This is a genomic window from Micromonospora echinospora (genome assembly GCF_900091495.1).
Classification (GTDB): Bacteria; Actinomycetota; Actinomycetes; order Mycobacteriales; family Micromonosporaceae; genus Micromonospora; species Micromonospora echinospora.
In genome coordinates this window covers 1,576,997-1,602,113 of sequence record NZ_LT607413.1, presented here as the reverse complement: position 1 = coordinate 1,602,113, position 25,117 = coordinate 1,576,997, and the positions used below count along the sequence as shown (strand labels likewise).

The 25,117-nt window shown below is 72.8% G+C and carries 21 protein-coding genes and 1 pseudogene; 15 read left to right on the top strand and 7 right to left on the bottom strand.

Annotated features, from left to right (window positions below; genetic code table 11):
- The first annotated feature begins 36 nt into the window (after window positions 1–36).
- Both GA0070618_RS07115 and GA0070618_RS07110 read left to right on the top strand, forming a co-directional pair.
- Window positions 37–2,085, top strand: coding sequence for a penicillin acylase family protein (locus tag GA0070618_RS07115; RefSeq protein ID WP_088980934.1), 2,049 nt, complete (start codon window positions 37–39; stop codon window positions 2,083–2,085).
- Window positions 2,069–2,626 carry a GNAT family N-acetyltransferase gene (locus GA0070618_RS07110; protein ID WP_088980933.1) on the top strand — a complete coding sequence of 186 codons (558 nt, stop codon included), beginning with the start codon at window positions 2,069–2,071 and terminating at the stop codon, window positions 2,624–2,626. The genes GA0070618_RS07115 and GA0070618_RS07110 overlap by 17 nt, the downstream gene beginning before the upstream one ends.
- A gap of 104 nt (window positions 2,627–2,730) precedes the next feature.
- Here the strand turns inward: GA0070618_RS07110 and GA0070618_RS07105 are convergent, their stop codons facing one another.
- The 4 genes from GA0070618_RS07105 to GA0070618_RS07090 all read right to left on the bottom strand — a co-directional run bounded on the left by GA0070618_RS07105 (window position 2,731) and on the right by GA0070618_RS07090 (window position 7,663).
- A complete protein-coding gene (locus GA0070618_RS07105) occupies window positions 2,731–3,651 on the bottom strand; it encodes a siderophore-interacting protein (protein ID WP_088980932.1) in 921 nt (306 codons plus the stop codon).
- Between the two features lie 62 nt (window positions 3,652–3,713).
- On the bottom strand, window positions 3,714–5,822 hold the full coding sequence (locus GA0070618_RS07100) for an iron ABC transporter permease (RefSeq protein ID WP_088980931.1): 2,109 nt from the start codon (window positions 5,820–5,822) through the stop codon (window positions 3,714–3,716).
- Window positions 5,819–6,805 (bottom strand): ABC transporter substrate-binding protein, encoded by a 987-nt coding sequence (locus GA0070618_RS07095; protein WP_088980930.1) that lies wholly within the window; start codon window positions 6,803–6,805, stop codon window positions 5,819–5,821. The genes GA0070618_RS07100 and GA0070618_RS07095 overlap by 4 nt, the downstream gene beginning before the upstream one ends.
- Before the next feature lie 33 nt (window positions 6,806–6,838).
- Window positions 6,839–7,663 (bottom strand): ABC transporter ATP-binding protein, encoded by an 825-nt coding sequence (locus GA0070618_RS07090; protein ID WP_088980929.1) that lies wholly within the window; start codon window positions 7,661–7,663, stop codon window positions 6,839–6,841.
- Between the two features lie 699 nt (window positions 7,664–8,362).
- Between GA0070618_RS07090 and GA0070618_RS07085 the strand changes: the two genes are divergently transcribed.
- Complete coding sequence (locus GA0070618_RS07085; RefSeq protein WP_088980928.1) at window positions 8,363–9,469, top strand: polyprenyl synthetase family protein; 1,107 nt, start codon at window positions 8,363–8,365, stop codon at window positions 9,467–9,469.
- A gap of 90 nt (window positions 9,470–9,559) precedes the next feature.
- Here GA0070618_RS07085 and GA0070618_RS07080 read toward each other — a convergent pair whose 3' ends face one another.
- Complete coding sequence (locus GA0070618_RS07080) at window positions 9,560–10,306, bottom strand: SAM-dependent methyltransferase (protein ID WP_088980927.1); 747 nt, start codon at window positions 10,304–10,306, stop codon at window positions 9,560–9,562.
- 165 nt (window positions 10,307–10,471) lie between these two features.
- On the opposite strand from GA0070618_RS07080, the gene GA0070618_RS07075 reads away from it, so the two are divergent.
- From GA0070618_RS07075 to mnhG, 8 genes are all read left to right on the top strand, one after another.
- Entirely contained in the window at window positions 10,472–10,915 is a 444-nt protein-coding gene (locus tag GA0070618_RS07075) for an SRPBCC family protein (RefSeq protein WP_231931642.1), read from the top strand.
- Between the two features lie 22 nt (window positions 10,916–10,937).
- Window positions 10,938–11,864: an ion transporter gene (locus GA0070618_RS07070; protein WP_088980926.1), complete on the top strand. Its 927-nt coding sequence runs from the start codon at window positions 10,938–10,940 to the stop codon at window positions 11,862–11,864.
- A 143-nt stretch (window positions 11,865–12,007) separates the two neighbouring features.
- Window positions 12,008–14,845, top strand: coding sequence for a Na+/H+ antiporter subunit A (locus GA0070618_RS07065; protein WP_088980925.1), 2,838 nt, complete (start codon window positions 12,008–12,010; stop codon window positions 14,843–14,845).
- On the top strand, window positions 14,842–15,303 hold the full coding sequence (locus GA0070618_RS07060) for a Na(+)/H(+) antiporter subunit C (protein ID WP_088980924.1): 462 nt from the start codon (window positions 14,842–14,844) through the stop codon (window positions 15,301–15,303). The genes GA0070618_RS07065 and GA0070618_RS07060 overlap by 4 nt, the downstream gene beginning before the upstream one ends.
- Entirely contained in the window at window positions 15,300–16,859 is a 1,560-nt protein-coding gene (locus GA0070618_RS07055) for a Na+/H+ antiporter subunit D (RefSeq protein WP_088980923.1), read from the top strand. The genes GA0070618_RS07060 and GA0070618_RS07055 overlap by 4 nt, the downstream gene beginning before the upstream one ends.
- A gap of 11 nt (window positions 16,860–16,870) precedes the next feature.
- On the top strand, window positions 16,871–17,476 hold the full coding sequence (locus GA0070618_RS07050) for a Na+/H+ antiporter subunit E (RefSeq protein ID WP_088980922.1): 606 nt from the start codon (window positions 16,871–16,873) through the stop codon (window positions 17,474–17,476).
- Between the two features lie 11 nt (window positions 17,477–17,487).
- Window positions 17,488–17,751, top strand: coding sequence for a monovalent cation/H+ antiporter complex subunit F (locus tag GA0070618_RS07045; RefSeq protein ID WP_088980921.1), 264 nt, complete (start codon window positions 17,488–17,490; stop codon window positions 17,749–17,751).
- Entirely contained in the window at window positions 17,748–18,107 is a 360-nt protein-coding gene (mnhG, locus tag GA0070618_RS07040; protein ID WP_088980920.1) for a monovalent cation/H(+) antiporter subunit G, read from the top strand. The genes GA0070618_RS07045 and mnhG overlap by 4 nt, the downstream gene beginning before the upstream one ends.
- A 57-nt stretch (window positions 18,108–18,164) precedes the next feature.
- Here mnhG and GA0070618_RS07035 read toward each other — a convergent pair whose 3' ends face one another.
- Window positions 18,165–18,545, bottom strand: a complete 381-nt coding sequence (locus GA0070618_RS07035; RefSeq protein WP_088980919.1) for a YccF domain-containing protein — start codon at window positions 18,543–18,545, stop codon at window positions 18,165–18,167.
- Window positions 18,546–18,812: 267 nt separating this feature from the next.
- On the opposite strand from GA0070618_RS07035, the gene GA0070618_RS07030 reads away from it, so the two are divergent.
- The gene (locus tag GA0070618_RS07030) at window positions 18,813–19,034 is read left to right on the top strand and encodes a hypothetical protein (RefSeq protein ID WP_088980918.1); all 222 of its coding nucleotides are present in this window, start codon (window positions 18,813–18,815) and stop codon (window positions 19,032–19,034) included.
- A 73-nt stretch (window positions 19,035–19,107) separates the two neighbouring features.
- On the opposite strand, the gene yidD is transcribed toward GA0070618_RS07030, so the two are convergent.
- Window positions 19,108–19,485, bottom strand: coding sequence for a membrane protein insertion efficiency factor YidD (yidD, locus tag GA0070618_RS07025; RefSeq protein WP_088980917.1), 378 nt, complete (start codon window positions 19,483–19,485; stop codon window positions 19,108–19,110).
- Window positions 19,486–19,844: 359 nt separating this feature from the next.
- Between yidD and GA0070618_RS07020 the strand changes: the two are divergent.
- The 3 genes and pseudogenes from GA0070618_RS07020 to GA0070618_RS07010 form a co-directional block, all read left to right on the top strand.
- Window positions 19,845–21,829 (top strand): annotated as a pseudogene (locus tag GA0070618_RS07020) (ATP-binding cassette domain-containing protein); the annotation flags it as partial.
- 215 nt (window positions 21,830–22,044) lie between these two features.
- Entirely contained in the window at window positions 22,045–23,367 is a 1,323-nt protein-coding gene (locus GA0070618_RS07015; protein ID WP_088980916.1) for an NAD(P)/FAD-dependent oxidoreductase, read from the top strand.
- 22 nt (window positions 23,368–23,389) lie between these two features.
- Window positions 23,390–24,949 (top strand): aminotransferase class I/II-fold pyridoxal phosphate-dependent enzyme, encoded by a 1,560-nt coding sequence (locus GA0070618_RS07010; protein ID WP_088980915.1) that lies wholly within the window; start codon window positions 23,390–23,392, stop codon window positions 24,947–24,949.
- Window positions 24,950–25,117: the final 168 nt, after the last annotated feature.

The following is a 25,117-nucleotide window of genomic DNA, read 5'->3' as shown; positions in this document are numbered from 1 at the left end:
GTAGGTTAGGCAAACCTTATCGATGGAAGGGGTCGGGTGGAACATCAGGTCTTCCGTGATCCGTGGGGAATTCCCCACCTGCGGGCCGACGATCCGCACGCCCTCGCCTTCGCCCAGGGGCGCAACGCGGCGACCGACCGCGCCTGGCAGATCGAGGTGGAACGGCACCGGTCACAGGGGACCAGCGCGTCCTTCCTCGGGACGGACGCGCTCGACTGGGACCGGTTCGCCCGGCAGGCCCGGCTCGCCGACACCGCCCGCCGCTGCCACGACAACCTCGACCCGGCCACCGCCGCCTGGCTCCACGCGTACGTCGACGGCGTGAACGCCGGCCTCGCCACCGGAGCCCGCCGGGCACCGCAGTTCGCCGCCACCGGGCTGACCCCCGGCCACTGGCAGCCCTGGACCCCGCTCGCCGTCTGGCTCGCCCACCACATCCTGTTCGCCGGCTTCCCGGCCAAGCTCTGGCGGACCGAGGTCGCCCGCCACCTCGGCGAGGACGCGATCCGCCTCTTCGCCACCGACCGCCCCGACACCGCCGGCAGCAACGGCTGGCTGCTCACCGGCGCGCGGACCGCCAGCGGGTCGCCGATCGTCGCCGGGGACCCGCACCGGTTCATCGAGGACCCCGGCATCTACCAGCAGATCCGGCTGGCCTGCCCGGCGTACGACGTGGTCGGACTGGCCGTGCCCGGCGTGCCCGGAATCGCCCACTTCGGACACACCGGAACGGTGGCCTGGGCGATCACCAACGCGATGGCCGACTACCAGGACCTCTACGCCGAGCGGCTGCGTCGCCGGGGCGACACCGTCGAGGCGCTCGGCCCGGACGGCTGGCACCCCGCCGAGCGGCACGTCGAGACGGTCGAGGTGGCCGACGGCGACCCGGTCGAGGTCGAGATCGTCGAGACCGCACGTGGGCCGGTGATCATCGGCGGCCCCGACGACGAACAGGCGATCAGCCTCCGCTACCCGCCCCGGGTCTCCGGCGACCTCGGCTTCGCCGCGCTGCCCGCCCTGCTCGCCGCCACCCGGGTCGCCGACGTGGACGCCGCCGTCGACCACTGGGTGGAACCGGTCAACGTGGTGCTCGCCGCCGACACCGCCGGTGGTCTGCTGCACCGGGCCGCCGGGGCGGTCCCGGTCCGGAACCGGGCCAACGGGCTGCGGGTCGTCCCGGCCTGGGAGCCCGGCCACGAGTGGCGCGGCTGGCACGACCTGCCCCGCGCCGAGGTCCACGACCTTGCCGTGATGGCCAACGAACGGGGCGTCGCCACACCGCTCGGCGTCGAGTTCGCCCCGCCGCACCGGGCCGACCGGATCCGGGAACTCCTCACCGCCCGCCGGGACTGGACCGCCGACGACCAGAAGACCGTCCACACCGACACCCGGCTGGCCTCCGCCGAGCCGCTGCTGGCCCTCCTCGCCGGCCTGGACGGGCTCGCCCCGGCCGCCGCCACCCTGCGGGACCGGATGCTGCGCTGGGACCGCGAGATGCGCGCCGACAGCGTCGACGCCACCGCCTTCGCCGTCGTCCGGGCCATCGTGGTACGCCACCTCGCCGCCCACCCGACGCTGACCCCGCTGGCCGACCCGACCCGGTACCCTGCGCTGTTCCACCCCTGGCTCGCCCTGGTACCGAAGGTCGGCTTCGCCCTGGAGACCCTGCTCACCACGGATCTCCTTCCGGCAGCCGACCGGATCGCCGCCGCCCGTGCCGCGCTCGACGAGGCGGCCGACACCGCCCCGACCCCGTGGGGTGAGGTGCACCGGCTCGCCCCCTGGGCGGCCCTGCCCGACCCCGAGGAACAGTGGCCGGGCCTGTCCGGCGACCACGACTGCGTGCTCGCCACCTCCAGCGTTCCCGGGGCCACCCACCTCTGCTTCCGGGCGTCGGCCGCCCGGTACGTCTGGGACCTGGGCCGGCGGGACGACAGCCGGTGGATCGTGCCGTTCGGGGCGTCCGGGGTGCCCGGCGACCCGCACCGCCGCGACCAGCTGCCGTACTGGCTGCGCGGCGATCTCGCACCCGTGGTCACCGACTGGCACCGGCTCACCGAGGAGCGCGATGACGACATTCACTGACCCGGTCTGGCGGCGGCACGTCGACGGCTTCGGGGAGGTGACCATCCGGCCCGTCGCCCCGGCCGCCGACGCCGACCTGATCCACGACTGGGTCACCCGGGAGCGGTCCCGCTTCTGGGGCATGCGGGACGCCAGCCGGGAGCGGGTCGAGGAGATCTACGCCTACCTGGACTCGCTCACCACCCACCACGCGTACCTGATCCACCGGGACGGCCGCCCGGCGGGACTCTTCCAGACGTACGAGCCGGCGGCCGACCCGGTGGGCGAGTGCTACGACGTGCGGCCGGGCGACTTCGGCATCCACCTGATGGTCGGGCCACCCGACGGCGGCACCGAGCCGGGCTTCACCGGCACCGTGCTCGGCGCGTTCCTCGACTTCGTCCTGACCGACGAGTCCCGACGGCGGATCGTCGCCGAGCCGGACGCCCGCAACGACCGGGCCATCGCCCGGCTGGTCCGGGCGGGATTCGTGCCCGGCCCGGAGGTGGACCTGCCGCACAAACGCGCCCGGCTCCTCTTCCTCGACCGCCCCGCCCCCTGACCCGCCGCCCCCGGGTCCACCGACTCGTCTTGCGGTATGTCGGGGTGTCCGTGGCCCGGATGGGGCCGACATACCGCAGAACGAGTCGATCAAGCGGCCGGCCGTCAGTCGGCGGTGCGGCCGAGTCGCCAGTAGCCCATGAAGGCCACCGCGCTCCGGTCGAGCCCCCGTTCGGTGACCAGGTGCCGGCGCAGTCCCCGGATCACCGCCGCCTCGCCGGCCAGCCAGGCGTAGAGCGGGGCGGCGGGGGGCACGTCCGGCACCTCCCAGAGGATGTCCCGGTCGACGTCCACCTCGGCCAGCGACCCGGCCGGTACGCCGGCCAGCGCGAGAGCGGGCCGGGCGGCCGGCAGCAGTTCCCCGGCGAGCGCCGCCACGGTCGGGGCGAGCCGGCTGCCGTGGGCCGCGCCGATCCGGGGCAGCCAGGTCACCGTCACGCCGGACGGAGCGCTCACCGGCAGGACGTCGCCGGTGTCGGGCACCTCGATCAGGGCGTGGCCCCGGGCGTTGGCCGGCAGCCGTTCCAGGATGGCGCAGATCGCCGGGGCGGCCGTCTCGTCCCCGGCGAGCAGCAGCGTCCCGACCGCCGGGGGCCGGAACTCGACCCCGCCGTGCACGCCGTCGTACCCGGCGTCCGGGCCCACCAGGGCGAGCCGGTCGCCGAGCCGGGCCCGTCGCGCCCACCGGGTGGCCGGTCCGCCGTCGCCGTGCAGCACCAGGTCGACGTCCACCTCCTGGACGTCCTGCCGGACCGCCCGGACCGTGTACGTCCGGATGTGGCAGCGCGACTCCTCCGGCAGCGTCCGCCACTGCTGGTACCAGTCGGCGCCGTGCGGCAGTTCGGCCGCCGTCTCGCCGGTGCGCGGCAGCGCCACCTTGATCCGCTGGTCGTACCCGTTGTCGGCGAACCGGTCCAGGTCCGGGCCGCTGAAGGTTACCCGCAGGAACGACGGGCTGAGCCGGCGCAGCGCACGGACCTCGACGGCGAAGACGCGCCAGGGGGCGACGGAGAGGGTGCTCGGCATGACGGCCTTCCTTTATCGGTGCGCGGTGGTCCGGTACGGGTGCCGGACCACCGGTCGGGAACTCATCGCGGCCCGGTCGCCGCGCCGCGCGAGCGCCACAGCAACCAGACGAAGTAGGGGGTGCCGACCAGCGCGGTGACCAGGCCGGCGGGGACCTGGGCGGGAGCGATGACCGTGCGGCCGAGGGTGTCGGCGAGGCTGACCAGGGCCGCGCCGAGCAGCACGGCGACCGGCAGCACCCGCGAGTGGCGACCGCCGACCAGGGCCCGGGCGGCGTGTGGGGCGACCAGCCCGACGAAGCCGATCACGCCGACCGCGCTGACCGCCGTCGAGGTGAGCAGCGCCGCCGCGCCCAGGGCGAGCAGCCGGGTGCGCTCCAGCCGGACGCCGAGCACCCGGGGGGTGTCGTCGTCCAGCGAGAGCAGGTCGAGTTCCCGCCGGGCCGCGACGACGGCCGGGATGCTGAGCAGCAGCGCGATCGCCACCGGGAGGATCTGCGGGGCGGTCCGGCCGTAGGTGGAGCCGGAGAGCCAGGTCAGCGCCTTGCCGGTGTTCCACGGGTCGGAGGTGACGATGATGAAGGTGATGATGGCGGTGCCGCCCTGCCAGACCGCGAAGCCGATCAGCACCAGGCGGTCGGAGCTGAGGCCGCCCTGCCGGGCCAGCCCGTAGACCAGGGCGAACGCCAGGATCGCGCCGAGCCCGGCGGCTCCGGAGATGGCCGCGACCCCGGCCAGCGGGACGAAGGTCAGCAGCGCCACCGCGCCGATGCCGGCGCCACCGGTGATGCCGAGGATGCCCGGCTCGGCGAGCGGGTTGCGGCAGACCGCCTGCACGGTGGTGCCGGCGACCGCGAGAGCCGCGCCGGCCAGCAGCGCCGCCGCGACCCGGGGCCAGCGCTGGTCCAGCACGAAGGTGTACGCCGGACCGGTCCGTCCCTGCACCCAGTTGACCACGTCGCCGAGGAGCACCCAGGTGTCCCCGAAGAGCATGCCGACCACCACCGCGGCGACGGTGACCAGGGCGGCGGCGGTGACCACGCCGAGATGGAAGGTGCGGGACCGCACCGCCGCGTGCCCGCCGGGCGGGCGACGGGTGGGACCGGCGTCCCGGTAGCGGCGGGCCAGCCACACCATCAGGACCGCGCCGAAGAGGGTGGTGACCACACCGGTCGGCACGTCCACTCCGGCCTGCCCGCCGAGGACGGCCCGCAGCAGCACGTCGGAGCCGAGCACGATGACCACGCCGGCCAGGCCGGAGAGCGGCAGCAGGACCCGGTGCCGGTGCACGCCGGGGACGATCCGGCCGAGCAGCCGGACGATCACCGGGGCGCAGAGCCCGACGAAGCCGATCGGCCCGGCGAGGGTCACCGCGGCGGCGGAGAGCAGGACGGCGAGCACGACCACCAGGAGGCGGGTGCGTCGGACGTCCAGTCCGAGCACGGTGGCGGTGTCGTCGCCGAGGGCGAGCACGTCCATCCGGTGTCCGAGGGCGACCAGCAGCGCGGCGGCGATCGCGATCACCGGGGCGAGCTGGGTGAACGCCGCCAGGTCGGCCTGCACCAGCGAGCCGTTGCCCCAGGCGAACAGACCGATCGTGGCCTGCTCGAAGAGGAGCATCAGCAGCATGGTGACGGAGCTCAGGGCGAGCGCGGTGGCCGAACCGGCGAGGATCAGCCGGGTGGTGGCGGCCTGGCCGCCGGTGGCGAGCGTCAGCACCAGGCCGGCGGCGAGCAGGCCACCGACGAAGGCGATCACGCCGGAGGAGAACACCGGCAGCGAGATGCCGAACGCCGCCACGGTCACGATCGCCAGGTGCGCCCCGGCGTTGACCGCGAGGGTGTCCGGGGACGCCAGCGGGTTGCGGGCCAGGGACTGGAGGGCGGCCCCGGCGAAGCCGAGCGCGACGCCGACGGCGAGTCCGGCGAGCAGCCGGGGGATCCGGGAGGCGACCAGCACCCGGGCCGCCTCGTCGTCCGAGCCGACGAGCAGGCGCAGCAGGTCGAGCGCGCCGACGGTGGAGGTGCCCTGGGTCAGGTGCACCGCCGTGATCACCAGGACGAGACCGACGGCGAGGACGAAGGCGGTGACGACGCGGGAGGGGGCGAGCGGTCCGCCCGGGACGGCCGTGGTGGCCGCTCCCGGACGAACGGGCGTGCTGAGCTGGCTCAAGCCGTGTAGACCTTCACGAACTCGTCGACGTACTGCTTGCCGGAGAGCGGCCCGCCGAAGGTCCAGATGCCGTCCGGCATCCGGTGCAGCTTGTTCTGCTGCACGAAGGGCAGCGACTTCCAGATCGCGTTGCCGGCGAGGCCGTCCTTGAAGACGTCGTCGCCGTCCGAGGCGTTGTAGAAGAAGGTCAGGTCCTGGCCCTTGAGGACGGTCAGGCCCTCGACGTCGGTCTGGCCCAGCCCCCACACCTCGTCGACCTTGCCGGTCCAGGCGTTCTTCAGGCCGAGCTGGATGCCGATCTGGGAGACGAAGGCGCCCTGACCGAACATCCGGACGGTGACGTTGCTGCCGTCCTTCCAGCCGTCGGCGACGGTGAACTGCCGCCCGGCCGCCCCGGCGTCGGCGATCTTCTTCTTGCCGTCGGCGATCGCGGCGTCGAAGTCGGCGAGCAGCTTCTCGCCCTCGGCGGTCTTACCGGTCGCCTGGGCGATCATGGTCACGTCCGACCGCATCCGGCCGATGTTGTCCTTGGCGTCGCTGGCCTTGGTGACCAGCACCGGGACGTACTTCTCCAGCTGCGAGACGACCGCGCCGCCCCGGTCGTCCGCCATCACGACCAGGTCGGGCTGGAGCGCGACGATCGAGTCGACGCTGGGCTCGCCCCGGGTGCCGACGTCCTTGACGGTGCCGTCGAGCTTCACGGAGGTGACCCAGGTGGCGTAACCCTTGGGGTCGGCCACGCCGGCCGGCATGACACCCAGGCTGGCCAGGATCTCGGCCTCGGCCCACTCCAGCGCGACGACCTTGGTGGCCGGCGCCTTGAGGGTGACGGCCTTGCCCCGGCTGTCGGTGACGGTCACCGGGCCGCTGGACGCGGCGTCGGAGGCGGAGGGGCTCGCGGCCGGGTCTTCGGTGGTGCCGCAGGCACCCAGTGCCAGCGCGGCGACGGCGGCGACCAGGAGGGTCGCGCGGGTACGCATCATGACGTCTTCTCTGCTCGTGGTTCGGTTGGCGGGTCAGGCGAGGGACCTGGTCGAGTGCCGGCCGACGGGTCGGGTGCTGAGGAGCCCGTTGAGCGGGTCGACGGTCACCTCGATGCGGATGCCGTACGTCTCGGTCAGGGCCTCCTCGGTCAGGACATCGGCGGGAGAGCCGGTGGCCCGGACGCGTCCGGCGTGCAGGAGCACCACCTCGTCGGCGACGGCGGCGGCCTGGTTGAGGTCGTGCAGGACGACACCGACGGCGACCCGGTCGTCGTCGGCGAGGTCCCGCATCAGGTCGAGGATCTCGACCTGGTAGCGCAGGTCGAGGAAGGTGGTCGGCTCGTCGAGCAGCAGCACGCCGGTGTCCTGGGCCAGACAGGTGGCCAGCCAGACCCGCTGCAACTCCCCGCCGGAGAGTTCGTCGACCGGTCGGTCCGCCATCGCGGTGACGCCGGTGGTCGCCATGGCCCGGTCGACCATGGCCGGACCGTCGGGGTCGCCGGCCCGCCAGCGTCCCCGGTACGGGTGCCGGCCGTAGCCGACCACGTCCCGGACGGTGACCCCGCTGGGGGTGGGTCGGCTCTGGGCCAGCAGCGTCACCCGGCGGGCGAACTCCCGGGCCGTGAGCGTCCGGGCCGAGGTGCCGTCGGCGAGCTGCACCTCGCCGTGTTCCAGCGGGTGGAGCCGGGCGAGTCCGCGCAGCAGCGTCGACTTGCCGCTGCCGTTCGGCCCCACCAGGGCGGTCACCGCGCCGGGACGCAACGTGATGGCGGCGTCGTGGACCACGGTCGCCCCGTGGTAACCCAGACGCAGATCCACGCCGCGCAGACCCTCGACGTGACTGTCCCGACCACTCATGGCGGTTAGGTTAACCTAACCTTAGTTAGATCTGTCAAGGTTGGGTGATGGTCCTGTTGCCGCTGGTGGGCCGGGATCGCGGCCGGCCCGTCGGCGCGCCAATTCTCTGCGGTGTGCGACGGGGTGCCGGGGAAATGCGCCGGGTCGGCTGGACCAATGCGCGGGCGGGTGCCCGGTCGGGTCGCGGCCCGACGGCGCCGATCCCGGCGGCGTGCGGCCGGTGAACGGCAGGTCGGGTCCGTGCGGGAAGTGCGCGTAGGCCTGTTGCGTCGTCGTCCCGCCGAACCGCCGGCGTTCCGGCTGGATCCTGCCTGAGCTGCGGAAACGGCGAGTGGTCGCGGCCCCGCCGGGTGGCAGGGCGGGGCGGGAAAAATGCCCGTCGAGGGCCGTCGTCGAGTTCCCGTTCCGATACAATCCATCGAGCGTTGCCGAATTGTCGCTCGCGATTGCCGAAACCGGCCACGCAGTGCGTGAACCGCTGCCTTCAGGAAGGGAACAGCGCCCGCGTATGTGGACGGTCGGATTTCGTGACGGCGGGACGGGCGGAAATCGTCGATCCGGCGGTCGCCGGCTGTGCGGTTCCGCCGGTGGCTGGCGGAGCTCGGTGACCCGCCCTGACACCACCGCGTCACCCGGCAGGCCTGCGGCGGGGACCGTGCGGTCACGGCCGACCGGCTGACGGCTGAGGGGAGAACACTCATGATCAACGTAGGTGGCGCGACCCCGGCGGTGGCCATCGGCCCGACGGCGGTGACCGCCGATCCCGGGGCCGGGTCGCTCCGGCGGGAGGTCGACGCGGTGCTCGCCGAGTTCCTCGGTGGACAGCTCGACGCCACCGGCGACGAGGACTGGCGGCACGGGGTCGAACTGCTCCGCTCCTTCGTCCTAGGCGCGGCCGGCAAGCGGACCCGGCCGACCTTCTGTCACCTGGGCTGGCGGGCCTGCGGCGGGGGCGGGCCCGGGGTGGCCCGGGTCGCCGCCGCCCTGGAGCTGTTCCACGCCTTCGCGCTGATCCACGACGACGTCATGGACGACAGCGACACCCGACGTGGCCGGCCGACCCTGCACGTCGACCTCGCCGACCGGCACCGGCGACGCGGCTGGCGCGGGGACGCCGAGCGGTTCGGCCGGAACATGGCGATCCTCTGGGGAGACCTCTGCCTGGTCTGGTCCGAGCAGCTGTTCTGCAGCGGCGGCAGCGCCGACCGGGTGGACCGGGTACGGACGTTGTTCCAGCGGATGCGCGTCGAGGCGATGATGGGGCAGTACCTCGACGTCCGAGGCGAGGTCGCCGGTGCCGGGCTGGACGACTGCCTGCGGATCCTGCGCTACAAGTGCGCCCGCTACACGGTGGAGCGTCCGCTCCAGATCGGGGCCGCGTGGGCCGGTGCCGACCGCGCCGAGCTGGCCACCTTCTCCCGGATCGGCATCCCGCTCGGCGAGGCGTTCCAGCTCCGCGACGACGTGCTCGGCGTCTTCGGCGACGACACGTGCACCGGCAAGTCCACCCTGACCGACCTGCGCGACGGCAAGGCGACCGTGCTGATGGCGCTCACCCGGCAGGCCGCCAGCGACGCGCAGGCCGCCCAGATCGACCGGTGGCACGGTGATCCCCACCTCGACCGGGCCGGCGCGGACGTCCTTCGGGAGATCATCGTCGACACCGGCGGCCTGCGCCGGGTGGAGGAGATGATCGCCGCCCGGACCGAGGAGGCCGTGGCCGCGCTCCACGAGGCGTCGATCGTGGACGACGCGCGGACCGAGCTGGTCGGGCTGGCGCGCAGGCTCTCGGTCCGGAGTCGCTGACGACCCACCGGGGTCGCCCACACGATCGAGGCCGCGGGCGGGCGAGACGTGCGGCAGCGTGCCCGCCGCCCCTGCCGGCCCGCCGTCCGGTCAGCGGCGGCGCAGCGCGAAGACCCCCCAGCCCAGGTACTCCCGGACGTACCGCACGTGGCGGACCGGGTCCTCGGTCAGCTCGGCGCGCAACTGCGGGGCGAGGTCGTCGTCCGGGTTGTCGTCCAGCCACCGGCTCAGGTTGAGCCAGTGCGCCGCCGCGTACCGGTCCCAACTGTCCTGGTCGGCGAGGACCATCTCGACCAGGTCGAAGCCGCACCGCCCGAACAGCTCGACCAGACCCGGCAGCTCGTGGAAGTCCTCCCGGGAGGTGGCGTGGCAGCCCTGGACGGTCGCCTGGTCCGGGGGCGTCCGCCGCCAGTAGGGCTCGCCGACCAGCAGCATCCCGCCGGGGCGCAGGGCGCGTTCCAGGATCTCCAGCGTGCCGGGGACACCCCCGCCGATCCAGGTGGCACCGACGCAGGCGGCCACGTCGACGAGTTCCCCGGGTACGTACGCGGCGGCGTCGCCGTGCACGAAGCGGACCCGGTCGGCCACCCCCAGCTCGGCGGCGCGCTCCCCGGCGGCGGCGACGAAGGCGGTGCTGATGTCGACGCCGGTGCCGGAGATCCCGTGCTCCCGGGCCCAGGTGCAGAGCAGCTCACCCTTGCCGCAGCACAGGTCCAGCAGGGACATCCCGGGACGCAGGCGGATCGCCTGTCCGAGGGTGGCCAGTTTCCCGGCGTCGAACGGGTTGAGGATGCGCAGGTCGCCCTCGCGGATGACGTGACTGCGGTCGAGATCCAACGAACGCCTCCTCGGCTCCGGTGCGCCGGCCGCTCCGGTGCGGTGGCAGGTGGTCTCCCGTCCGCAGGGTAGGCACGGGGGCGGTACGTGCCAATCCGAATTCCCGCCCCGGTGACCTGTGCCGGGGCGAGCACCGTTCATGATTGACCTGGACGGGGAGGAGGCGTGAGGACGTTGGGCATCGCGTACCACCGGAAGGTGGAGATCGCCGCGCCGGCCGAGGAGGTCGCCCGGGTGCTGCGGGACGTGGCGGGCTGGCCGCGCTGGAACGCGTCCGTCGCCCGGCTCGACCGGCCGGCGTCCGGGGCGCTCACGGTCGGCGAGACCGTCCGGCTCAAGCAGCACCGTCTGCCGGAGAACACCTGGACGGTCACCCGGGTCGACGGGGCCGGCTTCGCCTGGACGGCCACCAGCCCCGGGGTCCGCACCACCGGCGACCACCAGGTGCGGCCGACCGGTCCGGGACGGTCCGAGGCCACCCTCACGCTGCGGCTGGACGGACCGTTCGCCCGGCCCACCGCCCTCGTCGGCGGTCGGCTGATCCGCCGCTACCTCGACATGGAAGCCGACGGGTTGCGCCGGGAGGCCGAGCGGGACAGCGCCCGGTGAGCGCCACGGTGGCTGCGGCCCGGTGAGCGGCGTCACCACCAGGGCGGACGGTCGGTCCCGCCTGGCCGACCGCTGCGGTCGGATCGCCCGGTCCCGCCCGTTCGAGATCGCCATCGTCGTCGTGATCATCGCCAACGGGGTGGTGCTCGGCGTCGAGACGTACCCGCACCTGGGGGTGGCCGGGCCGATCCTGCACGGCCTGGAGTGGTGCTTCCGGATCGCCTTCGTCGCCGAGATCGTCATCCGGCTGCTCGCCTACGGCCGCCGCCCGCAGGACTTCTTCCGGCACGGCTGGAACGTCTTCGACTTCGTGGTGATCTCGGCGATCTTCCTGCCCGGCCTGCACGGCGACTCCGCGCTGCTGCGGGTGGTGCGGGTCGCCCGGATGGTTCGGCTGGTGCGCTTCTCCCCGGGCCTGCGCACGATCGTCGCCGCGCTGTGGCGCAGCCTGCCGGGGGTCGGCGGCTTCCTCGCGCTGGCCGTGGTGACCCTCTACGTCTACGGCATGGCCGGCTGGCTGATCTTCGCCGACGCCTACCCCGAGCAGTACGGGGACATCGGCCGCTCGCTGCTGACCCTGTTCGTGCTGCTCTCCCTGGAGACGCTGCCGGACCTGATCGAGCAGGGCATGGCCCTCTCCCCGTGGACCCTGCTCTACTACGTCAGCTACGTGCTGATCACGGTGAACCTGCTGCTCAACATCCTGATCGCGGTCATCGTGAACTCGATGGAGGAGGCCCGCCGGCTGGAGATGACCGAGCGGCTCGCCCCGGACTACGACGAAGACGGCGACGGCGTGCCGGACGAGGTGGACCGGATCGCCATCAGCCAACGGCTGGACGACCTGCGCGCGGTCGTGGCCGAACTCGAACGGGAACTGCGCATCGACCGTGACGACCCGCACACCCGGGTGCCGCACCGGCACCCGGACCGCCCGGAAGGGCACTGACCGCCCCTCGCGCCCAGCAGGTCCGCTGGTCAGGGCGGGCCCGCGTGGCGTAGTTGATCGATGACGTGGCCCACGACCCGTGTTGATTTCCCGTCTGCCTGGATAGTGTTGTGGGAAAGCCGGGTGGATCTTGGGGAGGTCGTGTGCTGGTACTGGTGGCGGTCCATGCCCTCGCTGCTGTGATCGCCCCGGCGCTGGTACGCACCTGGGGGCGGCGGGCACTCTACCTCGTGGCGGCCGTGCCGGCCGCGACCCTGGTCTGGGCACTCGCCCACACCGGTCAGGTCCGCTCCGGCACCCCCGTGGTGGAGACCTTCCCCTGGGTGCCGGGGCTGGGGTTGGAGATCGCCCTGCGGATGGGCGCGCTGGGCTGGTTACTGGTCGTCCTCGTCGGCGGGGTCGGCGCGCTGGTGCTGGCGTACAGCGCGCACTACTTCAGCTCCGACGACCCCGGACTGGGCCGGTTCGCGGCGGTCTTCGTCGCCTTCGCCGGGGCGATGCTCGGTCTGGTGGTCTCCGACGACCTGCTGCTGCTCTACGTCTTCTGGGAGCTGACCACCGTCTTCTCCTACCTGCTCATCGGGTACGACCCGGCGAAGCGGGCCAGCCGTCGGGCGGCCATGCAGGCCCTGCTGGTCACCACGCTGGGCGGTCTCGCCATGCTCGCCGGGTTCATCATGCTCGGCCAGCACGCCGGCACCTACCGCTGGTCGGAGATCGCCGGGAACCTCCCCGACGGCGGTTACCTGGCCGTGGCGCTGGTGCTGGTGCTGCTCGGCGCGATGAGCAAGTCGGCGATCTTCCCGTTCAACTTCTGGCTGCCCAACGCGATGGCGGCCCCCACCCCGGTCAGCGCCTACCTGCACGCCGCGGCCATGGTCAAGGCCGGCGTGTTCCTGGTCGCCCTGATGGGCCCGGCGGTCGCCGACGTCGCCCCGTGGCGGCCGGTGCTGCTCACCACCGGTCTGGTCACGCTCTTCCTCGGTGCCTGGTCGGCGCTGCGCCAGGTCGACCTCAAACTGCTCCTGGCGTACGGCACGGTCAGCCAGCTCGGCCTGCTGATGGTGGTGCTCGGCGCGGGCACCCGGGACACCGCGCTGGCCGGCGTGGCGATGGTGCTGGCCCACGCGTTGTTCAAGGCCACCCTGTTCCTCTCGGTCGGCATCATCGACCACGCCACCGGCACCCGTGACCTGCGCGAACTCAGCGGACTCGGCCGGCGCTCCCCGGCGCTGGCGGTGGTCGCCACGCTCGCCGCCGCGTCCATGGCCGGCCTGCCGCCGCTGGCCGGGTTCGTCGCCAAGGAGGCCGCCTACGAGGCGTTCCTGCACGGCGGCGTCGCCGACCGGGTGGTGCTGGCCGGGGTCGTGCTCGGCTCGGCGCTGACCGTGGCGTACACGCTGCGCTTCCTCTGGGGCGCCTTCGCCGCCAAGCCCGGGGTGCCGACGACCGAGACGACGCACCCGGTGGGCTGGCCGTTCCTGGCGGGACCGGCCCTGCTCGCCGCCGCCGGGCTGGTCGTCGGCGTGTCCGCACCGGCCGTCGACCGGCTGCTCGCCCCGTACGCCGACCTCTACCCGACCACCGGAACCCCGTACCATCTGGCGCTCTGGCACGGGCCGACGCTCGCGCTCGGGCTCTCGGTGGCGGCCGTCGCGGCCGGTGCCGGACTGTTCCTGCTGGTCCACCGTGGGCGGCTGCGCACCGGCGCGTGGCTGCCGTTCGACGGTGCCGCCGGCTACCAGCGGGTGGTCAACGGGGTGGACCGGCTGGCGGTGGAGCTGACCGGCGCGACCCAGCGTGGTTCGCTCCCGTTCTACCTCGGCGTCATCCTGATCGTGCTGGTCGTCCTGCCCGGCAGCGCACTGCTGGCCGGCAGCCCGTGGTCCGGTTCGTTCCGGGCCTGGGACACCCCGCTCCAGGCGGTGGCCGCCGCCGTGGTGATCGTCGCCGCGATCGCCGCCGCCCGGGCGCTGCGCCGGCTGACCGCGATGATCCTGGTCGGGGTCGCCGGCTACGGCACCGCGGTGCTCTTCGTCCTGCACGGCGCGCCCGACCTGGCGCTGACCCAGTTCCTCGTGGAGACCGTCACGATCGTGATGTTCGTGCTGGTCCTGCGCCGCCTGCCGGAGAAGTTCTCGGAGCGGCCGATCCGGTCCAGCCGGCGCGGTCGGATCGGGCTCGGCATCGCCGTCGGCGCGGTCACCGCCGGCATGGCGTACGTCGCCGCGTCCGGCCGGCAGGCCGTCCCGATCTCGGTCGGCTTCCCGGACGAGGCGGTCTCCTACGGCGGCGGCAAGAACGTGGTCAACGTGACCCTGGTGGACATCCGGGCCTGGGACACCATGGGCGAGATCGCCGTCCTGGTGGTGGCCGCCACCGGCGTGGCCAGCCTGATCTTCCGGCGCTCCCGTGACCTGGACAAGCGCAGCGGCATCCCCGGGGCGACGACCACGACGGCGTCCCGACCACGGTGGCTGACCACCGGCGCGACCACCCGCCGCCAGTCGGTGATCCTCCAGGTGGTCACCCGGCTGCTCTTCCACGCCATCGCGGTCTTCTCCATCTACCTGCTCTTCTCCGGCCACAACGCCCCCGGCGGCGGGTTCGCCGCCGGCCTGGTCGCCGGTCTCGCCCTGACCGTGCGGTACCTGGCCGGCGGACGCACCGAGCTGAACAGCGCCGCACCGGTCGACGCGGGCAAGCTGCTCGGCGCGGGGCTGTTCGTGGCGGTGGGCACCGGGGTGGTCGCGATCCCGTTCGGCGGGGAGTTCCTCCAGAGCGCCCTGCTGGACTTCCACCTGCCGGTCGTGGGTCACCTGCACTTCGTCACGTCGGTCTTCTTCGACGTCGGCGTGTACCTGATCGTGGTCGGGCTGGTGCTGGACATCCTGCGCAGCCTCGGCGCGGAGATGGACCGGCAGCACGAGACCGAACGGAGCGACGTACCGGCCGAGGTGCGGGACAAGGAGCTGGTGTGACCCCGAACCTCACCTACGTGCTCGTGGTCGGCGTGCTCTTCGCCGCCGGGGTGACCCTGCTGCTGGAGCGCAGTCTCACCCGGGTGCTGATGGGCGTCATCCTGCTCGGCAACGGCGCCAACCTGCTCCTGCTCACCGGGGGCCGGGCCGGCGGGCCGCCGATCGTCGGCACCACTCCCGAGGAGGAGATGAGTGATCCGCTGCCCCAGGCGATGGTGCTCACCGCCATCGTCATCACCCTCGGCATGACCGCGTTCCTGCTCGCGCTCTCCTACCGGAGCTGGCACCTCAACGGCCACGACGAGGTGCAGGACGACGTGGAGGACCGCCGAATCATGGACCTGGCCGAACGGGACGAGGGGCCGGGCACCGCCGACGAGCAGACCGCCGGTGAACCGGGCGAGGACGACGATCCGGTGCCCGCCCCCTCCGGCGCGGACGCGGGGAGGGCCGGATGAACCACCTCGTCCCGATGCCGGTGGTGATGCCGCTGCTCGGCGCGGCGCTCACCCTCATGCTGGCCGGCCGGCCCCGTGCCCAGCGCTGGGTCAGCCTCACCGTGCTCACCGCCACCGTGGTGGTCTCGGCGCTGCTGCTGATCCGTTCCACCGTCGACGGCCCGCTCGTCGTCGAGGTGGGCGGCTGGGTGGCGCCGCTCGGCATCGTGCTGGTCGCCGACCAGCTCGCCGCGCTGATGCTCGTCGTCTCCGCCTCGGTCACCCTCTGCGTGCTGGTGTACTCCATCGGGCAGGGTATGGCCGACGGCGACGAGGAGACGCCGCTGTCGGTCTACCACCCCACGTACCTGGTGCTCACCGCCGGCGTGTGCAACGCGTTCCTCTCCGGTGACCTGTTCAACCTCTACGTCGGGTTCGAGATCCTGCTGGTCGCCAGCTACGTGCTGCTGACCCTGGGCAGCACCGAGACCCGGATCCGGGCCGGCACCACGTACGTCGTGGTCAGCCTCCTGTCGTCGATGATCTTCCTGGTGGCGATCGGGCTGGTCTACTCGGCGACCGGCACGCTCAACCTCGCCCAGCTGGTGGAACGGCTCGACGCCCTCCCCGACGACCTGCGCCTGGTCCTCCAGGGCATGCTGCTGCTCGCCTTCGGCATCAAGGCCGCCGTCTTCCCGCTGTCGGCGTGGCTGCCGGACAGCTACCCGACCGCGCCCGCCCCGGTCACCGCGGTCTTCGCCGGCCTGCTCACCAAGGTCGGCGTGTACGCCACCATCCGTACCGAAACACTGCTCTTCCCCGGTGGCCGGACCGCCGACCTGCTGCTCTGGGTGGCCGGACTGACCATGCTGGTCGGCATCCTCGGCGCGGTCGCCCAGTCCGACATCAAACGACTGCTCTCCTTCACGTTGATCAGCCATATCGGCTACATGCTGTTCGGGGTGGGGTTGACCACCTCGCTCGGCCTGGCCGCCGCGATCTTCTACGTGGTGCACCACATCACCATCCAGACGACCCTGTTCCTCGCCGCCGGCCTGGTCGAGCGGCGGGGCGGCAGCACGGCCCTGGACCGGCTCGGCGGGCTGGCCCGGCTCTCCCCGCTGCTCGCGGTGCTTTTCTTCGTACCCGCGCTCAACCTCGCCGGCATCCCGCCCTTCTCCGGCTTCCTCGGCAAGCTCGGCCTCGTGCAGGCCGGGGTCGACGACGGTGGGCCGCTGGCCTGGGGGTTGGTCGCCGCCGGTCTGGTCACCAGCCTGCTCACCCTCTACGCGATCGCCCGGGTGTGGAACCTGGCCTTCTGGCGGGCACCGCACGCGGACATGCCGACGGCGACCGGCCGTGACGACGCGGACCAACCGTACGAGGACCCGGCCGCCGGGCAGCCGGGCGTGATGCTGCCCAAGCTGATGATCGGGTCGACCGCCGCCCTGGTGGTGTTCGGGCTGGCCCTGACCGTGGTCGCCGGGCCGCTCTTCGACATCAGCACCGACGCCGCCGACGACCTGCTGCAACGTACGCCGTACGTGGAGGCCGTCTACCCGGAGGGGACGCCGTGAGTGCCGATCCGATGACGCCGGGCCAGCCGATCGAGCCGACGAACCCGCCACTGACCCGCCGCGACCGGCGGCGCAACCTGGTGATCGCGGTGACCGGCCTGGTCGCCGTCTGGGTGCTGCTCTGGGGCACCTTCACCTGGGCCAACCTGATCAGCGGGCTGCTCGTCGCCGCCGTGCTGCTGGCCGTGTTCCCGCTGCCACCGGTGACCTTCGCCGGGCGGCTGCACCCGCTGGGGCTGCTCCGCTTCGGGCTCCGCTTCCTCTACGACCTGGTGGTGGCCAGCGCCCAGATCGCCTGGCTGGCCGTCCGGTTCGGGCACGAACCGCGCAGCGCGATCATCGCCGTGCCGCTGCGGGTCAACACCGACCTGAACCTCACCCTCACCGCCGAGGCCCTGTCGCTGGTGCCGGGCAGCCTCATCCTGGAGGTCGACCGGGCCACCGGCACCCTCTACATCCACGTGCTCGGCGTCCGCACCATCGAGGAGGTCGAGCAGTTCCGGCGCGAGGTCCTGGAGCTGGAGGAGCGGATCATCGCCGCCGTCGGCTCCGAGGACGAACAGCGCCTCATGATCGAAGCCACCCACACCGGCACGTCACCGCCGGCCGACCTGTAAGGGGCACCGAGATGACCGCCGTAGCCGTGACCGTCACCGTCCTGCTCGCCCTGGCCGGCGCGCTGACCCTGACCCGGATCATCCGGGGACCGTCCATCCTCGACCGGGCCGTCGCCACCGACGTGCTACTGGCCGTCGTCGTCGCCGCCATCGCCACCGAGGCGGCGTACAGTCGGGACGCCACCGCGCTGCCCGTGCTGGTGGTGCTCGCCATCCTCGGCTTCGTCAGCTCGGTCAGTGTCGCCCGCTTCGCCGCGCGGAAGAGCCCGAAGTGAGCCTCGACGCCGTCCTCGACGCCATCGCTGCGGTCTGCCTGATCGCCGGGGCGCTGCTCAGTCTCGCCGCCGGGGTGGCCCTGGTCCGCTTCCCCGACCTGCTCTCCCGGATGCACGCCGCCGCCAAGCCCCAGGTCCTCGGCCTGCTGCTGGTCCTGCTCGGCTGCGCGTTGCGACTGCGTACCGGGGTGGACATCACCACCCTCGTCCTGGTCGGGGTGTTCCAACTGGCCAGCGCGCCGGTGGCCGCGCACATGGTGGGGCGGGCCGCGTACCCGCACGACCAGATCCGGACCGACCTGTTGATCACCGACGAACTCGCCGCGCACCTGGACCGGATCAGCGAACGCTCCTGACCGCGACCGGTGTCGCGGCCGGTCGCGGGGACCGGCGTGCGCGCCGGGCCGGGCCGGTCAGGGGGTGTCGACCACCTGCCGCCCGAGCGGCCAGAGGGCGGCCGGGACGAGCTTGAAGTTCGCCACGCCGAACGGGATGCCGACGATGGTGACGCACTGGGCCACCCCGGCGACGACGTGCGCCAGGGCGAGCCACCAGCCGGCGACCAGCAGCCAGACGACGTTCCCGATGCCGGAGGGCAGACCGGCGTCGGGCTTCTCGACCAGGGTGCGCCCGAACGGCCAGAGCGAGTACGCGGCCAACCGCAGCGAGGCCACCCCGAACGGGATCGTCACGACGAGTGCGAAGCAGACCAGCGCCGCGATTCCGTAGCCGATTCCCAGCACGATTCCGCTGCCGAAGACGAGCCAGAGCAGGTTCAACAGAAATCGAATCACCGTTCCATCATGACCGGCCGCCGCCACCCTCCCCGCCGATGTGGCCGGCAGCGGAGCCAGCCGCCCGGGAAAGGCGTTTCCGCAGCCCGTTCCGCCGATTCTGTCAGCGATTTCCCAGGTTGCGTTGCTAACGTGCCGGTACGACGAGGTCCACACAGGACCACGCGGTGATCCATTGTGTCGTGCTCGCCCCGTGGTCATTTCTGTGTCGTTCGTCGTGGTTCACAATCGTTTCCGGCCACCGGCCGGGATCTCGAAGGAGAATGCATGCCCGTCACCGCCGACCTCACCGCACTGGTCGACAAGGCGTACCAGGACAAGACCCTCACCGAGCTGGTCGACGCCCCGGTGTCCGCCCTCGCCGGGGTCAGCTCCGGCGACGCCAAGCTGCTGAAGGAGGCCTTCGGCATCGTCACCGTCGGCGACCTCGGCCGGAACCCGTACTTCCGCACCGCCAGCGCCCTGGTCGCGCTGCACGCCGAGAAGTAGTCGGCGAAGCGTCCGGTGGCCGTGGAGTCGGGTCCTCCCGGCCACCGGGCCCCGCCCGACGGGGTGACCCCGGTCAGCGCACCGGGTCGTGGGTGCCGCGTGGCACCGAGGGGCGGCAGCGCCGCACGCGTCCGGCGGCCATCCGCCCGCCCACCGCCAGTCCGTGCCGCTCCACCGCGGTCAGGCCGTACGCCCCGCAGGTCGGGCTGAACCGGCACCGGCCGGGCCAGTACGGCGACAGCCAGCGCCGATAACCGCGGATCGCCGCCACTCCCGCCCGGTCCAGCCCCGGCGCCCCGGTCCGGCTCGCCAGGGCCGAGCCGAGCAGCAGCATCGTGGAGAAGAGCCCGAGGTCGCAACAGTCGCAGCAGCCGTCCGGGTTCCGGGACCTGTTGATCTTTTGCTGCTGCCTGTAGTTCTCCCGGGCCTGCTCCCGGATGCGCCTGAACATGACGTCATCCTCGCAGGTCGGTGCCACGCGGCCAGCCGGCGAGACCAGGTGGGGTCGACCACTTCCCCTGGCCGGTGTCGATGGCGTTAAGTGGTGGGGTCGGCACCGTCGGCGACGGGTCGGCCGCTGCGGTGGCCGTCCGGCGTGCCGGTGGCCGTGCGCCTGCCGGGAAGGTCGTGCCGGTGGTCACGTGGCCGCCGGAAACGGTCGTGCTGGTGGCCGTGCGCCCGCCGGGAAGGTCGTGCCGGTGGTCACGTGGCCGCCGGAAACGGTCGTGCTGGTGGCCGTGCGCCCGCCGGGAACGGTTGCGCGGTCGGCGTCGACGCCCGTCCCGTCACCCTGCCGAGGAGCGCCCGTGACCGGAACCGCCGTCGGACCCGCCCGCCCCACCGACGGGGACGACCCCGGACGACTCGGTCGGGCGTCCGCAGAGGCGGTCCTGCCCGAGTTGCGGACGATGTGGTGGGAGACCGGGGTCCGGGCGCGGGCCGAGGCGGGACTGTTCGCCGTGTTCGCCGAACTGCCCCGGCTGGTCGCGGAGGCGGTCCGGGTCAGCTGGCGGGCCGACCGGTTCCGTACCTCAGTGGTGGCCGTCGCGACGGTCGGCGGTGGGGTGATGTCGGCGTTCGGGCTGCTCGCCACCCAGCGGGTGCTGGTGGAACTGTTCGCCGGCGGCCCGACCGCCGACCGGGTGGTCGGCGCGCTGCCCGCGCTGCTGGCCCTGGCCGGGGTCACCGCGATCCGGGCCGGTACGGGCATCGCCACCGGGTACGCGCAGAACGGCCTCACCCCGAGGGTGAGCCGCGACGTGGAGCGCCGGCTGTTCGAGGTGACCACGGCGGTCCGGCTGGACGCGTTCGACGCCGACGCGTTCGCCGACGAGATGGAACGCGCGTCCCGGGGCAGCGACTCGGTGATCTCCCTGGTGCAGGCGTCGATGAACCTGCTCGCCGGGCTGGCCGGGCTACTCGCGGTGGCCGTGGCGGTGGTCGTGATCCACCCGCTGCTGCTGGTGGCGCTCCTGGTCGCGACGCTGCCGAAGGCCTGGGCGGCACTGCGCGCCGGGCACCTGCGCTACCAGACGTACACCGCCGGGTCGGTCCGGCGTCGCCGGCAGTGGCTGCTGCACCGGCTGATGGCCGAACGCGTCTCTGCCCCGGAACTGCGCTCGTACGGACTGCGCCGGTTCCTGCTCGACCAGTACGACCGGGTGATGGGGGTGGAGACCGACATCCAGCTCGCCCTGGCCCGGCGGGTCACCACGACCACCACGGTCGGCGCGGTGGTCGGCGGCGTCGCCACCGGCGTCGTCTACGCCCTGCTCGGTTTCCTGCTGGTCGAAGGGCAGATCCCGCTCGCGGCGGCGGCCACCTGTGTGGTGGCGGTGCAGTCCGCGCAGCGGTCCCTCGGCACGGTCACCTTCCAGATCGACCAGGTCTACACCGAGGGGCAGCACGTCAGCGACTACACCGGTTTCCTGGCCCGGGCCGCCGCCTACCTGCCCGACGGGACCGGCGACGGGGCGGCCCCGCCGCCACTGCGGGAGATCGCGGTGCGGAAGGTCACCCTGCGCTACCCCGACCGGGAGACACCCGCCGTCGCCGACGTCACGCTCACCGTCCGGGCGGGGGAGACCGTGGCGTTCGTGGGGGAGAACGGCTCCGGCAAGTCCACCCTGGCCGCGATGATCGCCATGCTGCGTACCCCGAGCGGGGGTGTGATCGAGTGGAACGGCCGGCCGCTGGCGGAGTGGGACGCCGGCCGGCTCGGGGCCCGGATCGCGGTGGTCACGCAGGAGTACCACAAGTGGCCATTCACGGCCGCGACGAACATCGCCATCGGCGATGTGGACACCGAGGCGCGGCAGGACCGGATCGAGGCCGCCGCCGCCCGCGCGGTCGCCGACGAGATGATCCGCGACCTGCCGTACGGCTACGAGACGCTGCTCGACCGGACCTTCGCCCAGGGGCAGGACCTCTCCGGCGGGCAGTGGCAGCGGATCACCGCCGCCCGGGGTTTCCTCCGCGACGCCGAACTGCTGATCATGGACGAACCCTCCTCCGCGCTCGACCCCCGGGCCGAGGACGCCCTCTTCCAGGCGATCCGGGACCGGCAGGGCCGGGCCACCACCATCCTGATCACCCACCGACTGGCCAACGTCCGGCACGCCGACCGGATCTTCGTCCTGCACCAGGGCCGCCTCGTCGAGGCCGGCAGCCACGACGAACTGACCGCGGCCGGTGGCCGGTACGCCGAGCTCTTCGCCCTCCAGGCCGCCGGGTACGACCCGGAGACCCGGACGGGGCACCCGGTTCCACCACCGCACGGGACCACCACGTCCTGACCGCCGCACCGGGCCACCACGTCTGACCGCCGCCCGACGCATGCTCGCGGGCCGACCGCCGGATCGTGGACGCCCGAACACCCATACCGATCCACTGTGTACGGTGACTGTCCATCGCCGCCCGACCGGTGACACCCCCGCGCGGCGGCCTCCGGCCCGCTTCCGTGGCCCGGCCGGCGGAGGACACGGACCCCCATCGAAGGATCGAGACGAAAATGTACGACGCGATAGTCGTCGGTGCGCGCTGTGCGGGCGCCTCCACCGCCCTGTTGCTCGCCCAGCGCGGGCACCGGGTGCTCGTGGTGGACCGGTCGTCGTTCCCCAGCGACGTCATCTCGACGCACTTCCTCTGGCCGCACGGAATGTCCTACCTGAACCGGTGGGGCGTGCTGGACCAGGTCACCGCGGTCACCCCCACGTTCACCTCCGTCGACGTGGTCAACGACGGAATCCGGCTGACCGGCTCGGTGCCGCCGGAGCTGCTGCGGGAGTACTTCCGGGACCTGCACGGTGACGACTCCGGCGTGGTGCAGAGCTACGCCTCGGTGCGCCGCCGGGTGCTCGACCAGATCCTCGTCGAGGCCGCGGCCAAGGCCGGCGCGGAGGTGCGCACCGGTTTCTCGGTCCGGGAGCTGATCACCGAGGACGGCCGGGTGGTCGGCATCCGGGGCCGGTCCGTCGACGGGCAGACGGTCGAGGAACGCGCGAAGATCGTGGTCGGCGCCGACGGCCGGAACTCGTTCGTCGCCCGTACCCTCGGCCTGCCGAAGTTCGACGAGCGGCCCCGGTGCACCTTCGCCTACTGGAGCTACTTCTCCGGCTTCGACCCCGGCCACGCGCAGCTGCACCGGCGTGGCCGGCTCGCCGCCGCCGCGGTGCCCACCAACTTCGAGCAGAACATGGTCCTGGTCTGGGGGCCGAGTGACTGGTCCCGGGAGTTCCGGGCCGATGTGCCGGGCAACTTCCAGCGGGCGCTGGACTTCGTCAGCCCCGAACTCGGGGAGCTGGTCCGCAGTCAGGGCACCCGCGAGGAGCGCTTCTACGGCACCCTGGACCAGTCCGGCTTCCTCCGCCCCCTGCACGGGCCCGGCTGGGTGCTCGTCGGCGACGCCGAGTCGGCCAAGGACCAGTGCACGGCGATCGGCATCACGCACGCCTTCCGGGACGCGGAACTGGTCACCGCCGCGCTCGACCGGTGGCTGACCGGCGAGACGTCGATCGAGGAGGCGATGGCCGCGTTCGAGGGCCGTCGGCGCAGCCAGAACGCCGCCGCATATCACGACTACGTCTGCACGCTCGCCGAGATGCGCCCGTACCGGCACGACGAGCTGCAACTCTTCGTCGCCCTGCGCGGCAACCAGCAGGAGACCGACCGGTTCATCGCCACCCACGCCGACGTCGCCCCGGTGTCGGAGTTCTTCCAGGCGTCCAACCTGTTCCTGCTCAACGACGCCGCGAAGGAGTCCTCCGCCGACCACGCGGTCTTCGAGGACTTCGCCGAGACGTCCCGCATGTACCAGCAGAACCTCTTCGCCTGAACACGCCCCGGGAGACGACACCATGACCACCGAGCTGCACCAGCGTGACGACGGCGAGCTGATCGAGATCATCCTCGACGCGGCCCGTCGGGGCGACGTCGAGACCATGGCGAAGACCGCCATCGAGGTCTCCGAGATGACCCGCAACTGGGCCACCCACGTCCCCTGGGACGACTTCGCCGACCTCGACGCGTCCGGGGCCGACGGCGAACTCGCCCGGATCGTCGAGGACCTCACCGAGATGTGGGAGCCGGCCCACCTGCGCAACCCCGTCGACCCCGACGAGGAGTACGCGCTGGACAAGAACGCCTACGACTTCTACCGGCCCGCCGGCCGGAACCTGCTGGCCCGCACGGAGGACTTCTACGGCTGGGTGGAGGCCCGCCGCCGGACCGAGACCTGGCAGTACTCCCGGGTGCTGGAGGCCGCCCCGGACAGCATCGCCCAGATCACCAACGACCTCGGCAAGCAGACCCGGGGCATCAACTTCAACTCGCAGGACTACCTGTCGTTCAACACCCACCCCGGCATCCGCGAGGCGGCGGCCCGGGCGATGCGCGACTACGGCCCGCACAGCGCCGGCTCCCCGATGGTGCTCGGCAACACCCACATCTCCAACGAGCTGGAAGCCGCCCTCGGCGACCTGGTGCAGCTCGACCACGTGACGCTCTTCCCCACCGGGTGGGCGGCCGGCTTCGGCGCGGTGGTCGGGCTGGTCCGGCAGTCCGACCACATCCTGATCGACCGGCTGGCGCACTCCTGCCTGCAACAGGGCGCGCGGGCCGCGACCCGCAACGTGGTGCGCTACGAGCACCTCAACGTCGAGGCGGTCCGCCAGCACCTGATCGAGATCCGGGCCACCGACACCCGCAACGGCATCCTCGTGGTGACCGACGGTCTCTTCTCGGTGGACGCCGACTGGCCCGACCTGGTCACCCTTCAGCGGGTCTGCCGGGAGTACGACGCCACCCTGCTGGTCGACGTCGCCCACGACCTCGGCTCGATGGGGCCGGGCGGCACGGGCGTGCTGGGCCTCCAGAACCTGCTCGGCGAGATCGACATCGTGATGGGCGCGTTCTCGAAGACGTTCTGCTCCAACGGCGGCTTCGTGGCCTCCAACTCCCCGGCGCTCAAGCAGTACATCAAGATGTTCGGCGGCTCGCACTTCTTCTCGAACGCGCTCTCGCCGGTGCAGACCGCGGTGGTGCTGGAGGCCACCCGGATCATCCGGTCGGCCGAGGGGGACGCGCTGCGCGCGCAGCTCTTCACCGCGATCGACGCCCTGCGCGACGGCCTCACCACGCGGGGCCTGACCTGCATGGGTGAGCCGTCCCCGATCGTGCCGCTGCTGATCGGCAACGAGAAGCTCGCCCGGATCGCGAACCGGCTTCTCTTCGACCGGGGGGTGCTCGCGTTCATGGTGGAGTTCCCGGTGACCCCGACCGGGTCGTCCCGGTTCCGGCTCCAGGTGCAGGCCGGGCACCGGCCCGAGGAGGCCCGCGAGGCGGCCCGGATCATCGAGGGCGCCATCGCCGACGCCCGGGGGTACCTGTCCAGCGCGTTCGGCAGCGCCCCCCGCTAGCCGGCCGGCGACGGGCCGCGTCGCGGCCGGCGGGGCGGGTCCGTACCGGTGCGGGTACGGACCCGCCCGCGTCCCGGGCGGGGCGCGGCGCGGGACACCTGCCGGGGCCGCCGGGCCCGGCGCGGTTCGCGTGGTCGGACCGACGTGACCGGACCAGCGTCGTCGGGG

Excerpts from the sequence above, each read along its gene's own strand:
- GA0070618_RS07110 (WP_088980933.1), top strand. The coding sequence starts at position 2,069 with ATGACGACATTCACTGACCCGGTCTGGCGGCGGCACGTCGACGGCTTC.
- GA0070618_RS07105 (WP_088980932.1), bottom strand. The coding sequence starts at position 3,651 with ATGCCGAGCACCCTCTCCGTCGCCCCCTGGCGCGTCTTCGCCGTCGAG.
- GA0070618_RS07095 (WP_088980930.1), bottom strand. The coding sequence starts at position 6,805 with ATGATGCGTACCCGCGCGACCCTCCTGGTCGCCGCCGTCGCCGCGCTG.
- GA0070618_RS07090 (WP_088980929.1), bottom strand. The coding sequence starts at position 7,663 with ATGAGTGGTCGGGACAGTCACGTCGAGGGTCTGCGCGGCGTGGATCTG.
- GA0070618_RS07085 (WP_088980928.1), top strand. The coding sequence starts at position 8,363 with ATGATCAACGTAGGTGGCGCGACCCCGGCGGTGGCCATCGGCCCGACG.
- GA0070618_RS07055 (WP_088980923.1), top strand. The coding sequence starts at position 15,300 with ATGAACCACCTCGTCCCGATGCCGGTGGTGATGCCGCTGCTCGGCGCG.
- GA0070618_RS07050 (WP_088980922.1), top strand. The coding sequence starts at position 16,871 with ATGACGCCGGGCCAGCCGATCGAGCCGACGAACCCGCCACTGACCCGC.
- GA0070618_RS07045 (WP_088980921.1), top strand. The coding sequence starts at position 17,488 with ATGACCGCCGTAGCCGTGACCGTCACCGTCCTGCTCGCCCTGGCCGGC.
- GA0070618_RS07030 (WP_088980918.1), top strand. The coding sequence starts at position 18,813 with ATGCCCGTCACCGCCGACCTCACCGCACTGGTCGACAAGGCGTACCAG.
- yidD (WP_088980917.1), bottom strand. The coding sequence starts at position 19,485 with ATGTTCAGGCGCATCCGGGAGCAGGCCCGGGAGAACTACAGGCAGCAG.
- GA0070618_RS07015 (WP_088980916.1), top strand. The coding sequence starts at position 22,045 with ATGTACGACGCGATAGTCGTCGGTGCGCGCTGTGCGGGCGCCTCCACC.
- GA0070618_RS07010 (WP_088980915.1), top strand. The coding sequence starts at position 23,390 with ATGACCACCGAGCTGCACCAGCGTGACGACGGCGAGCTGATCGAGATC.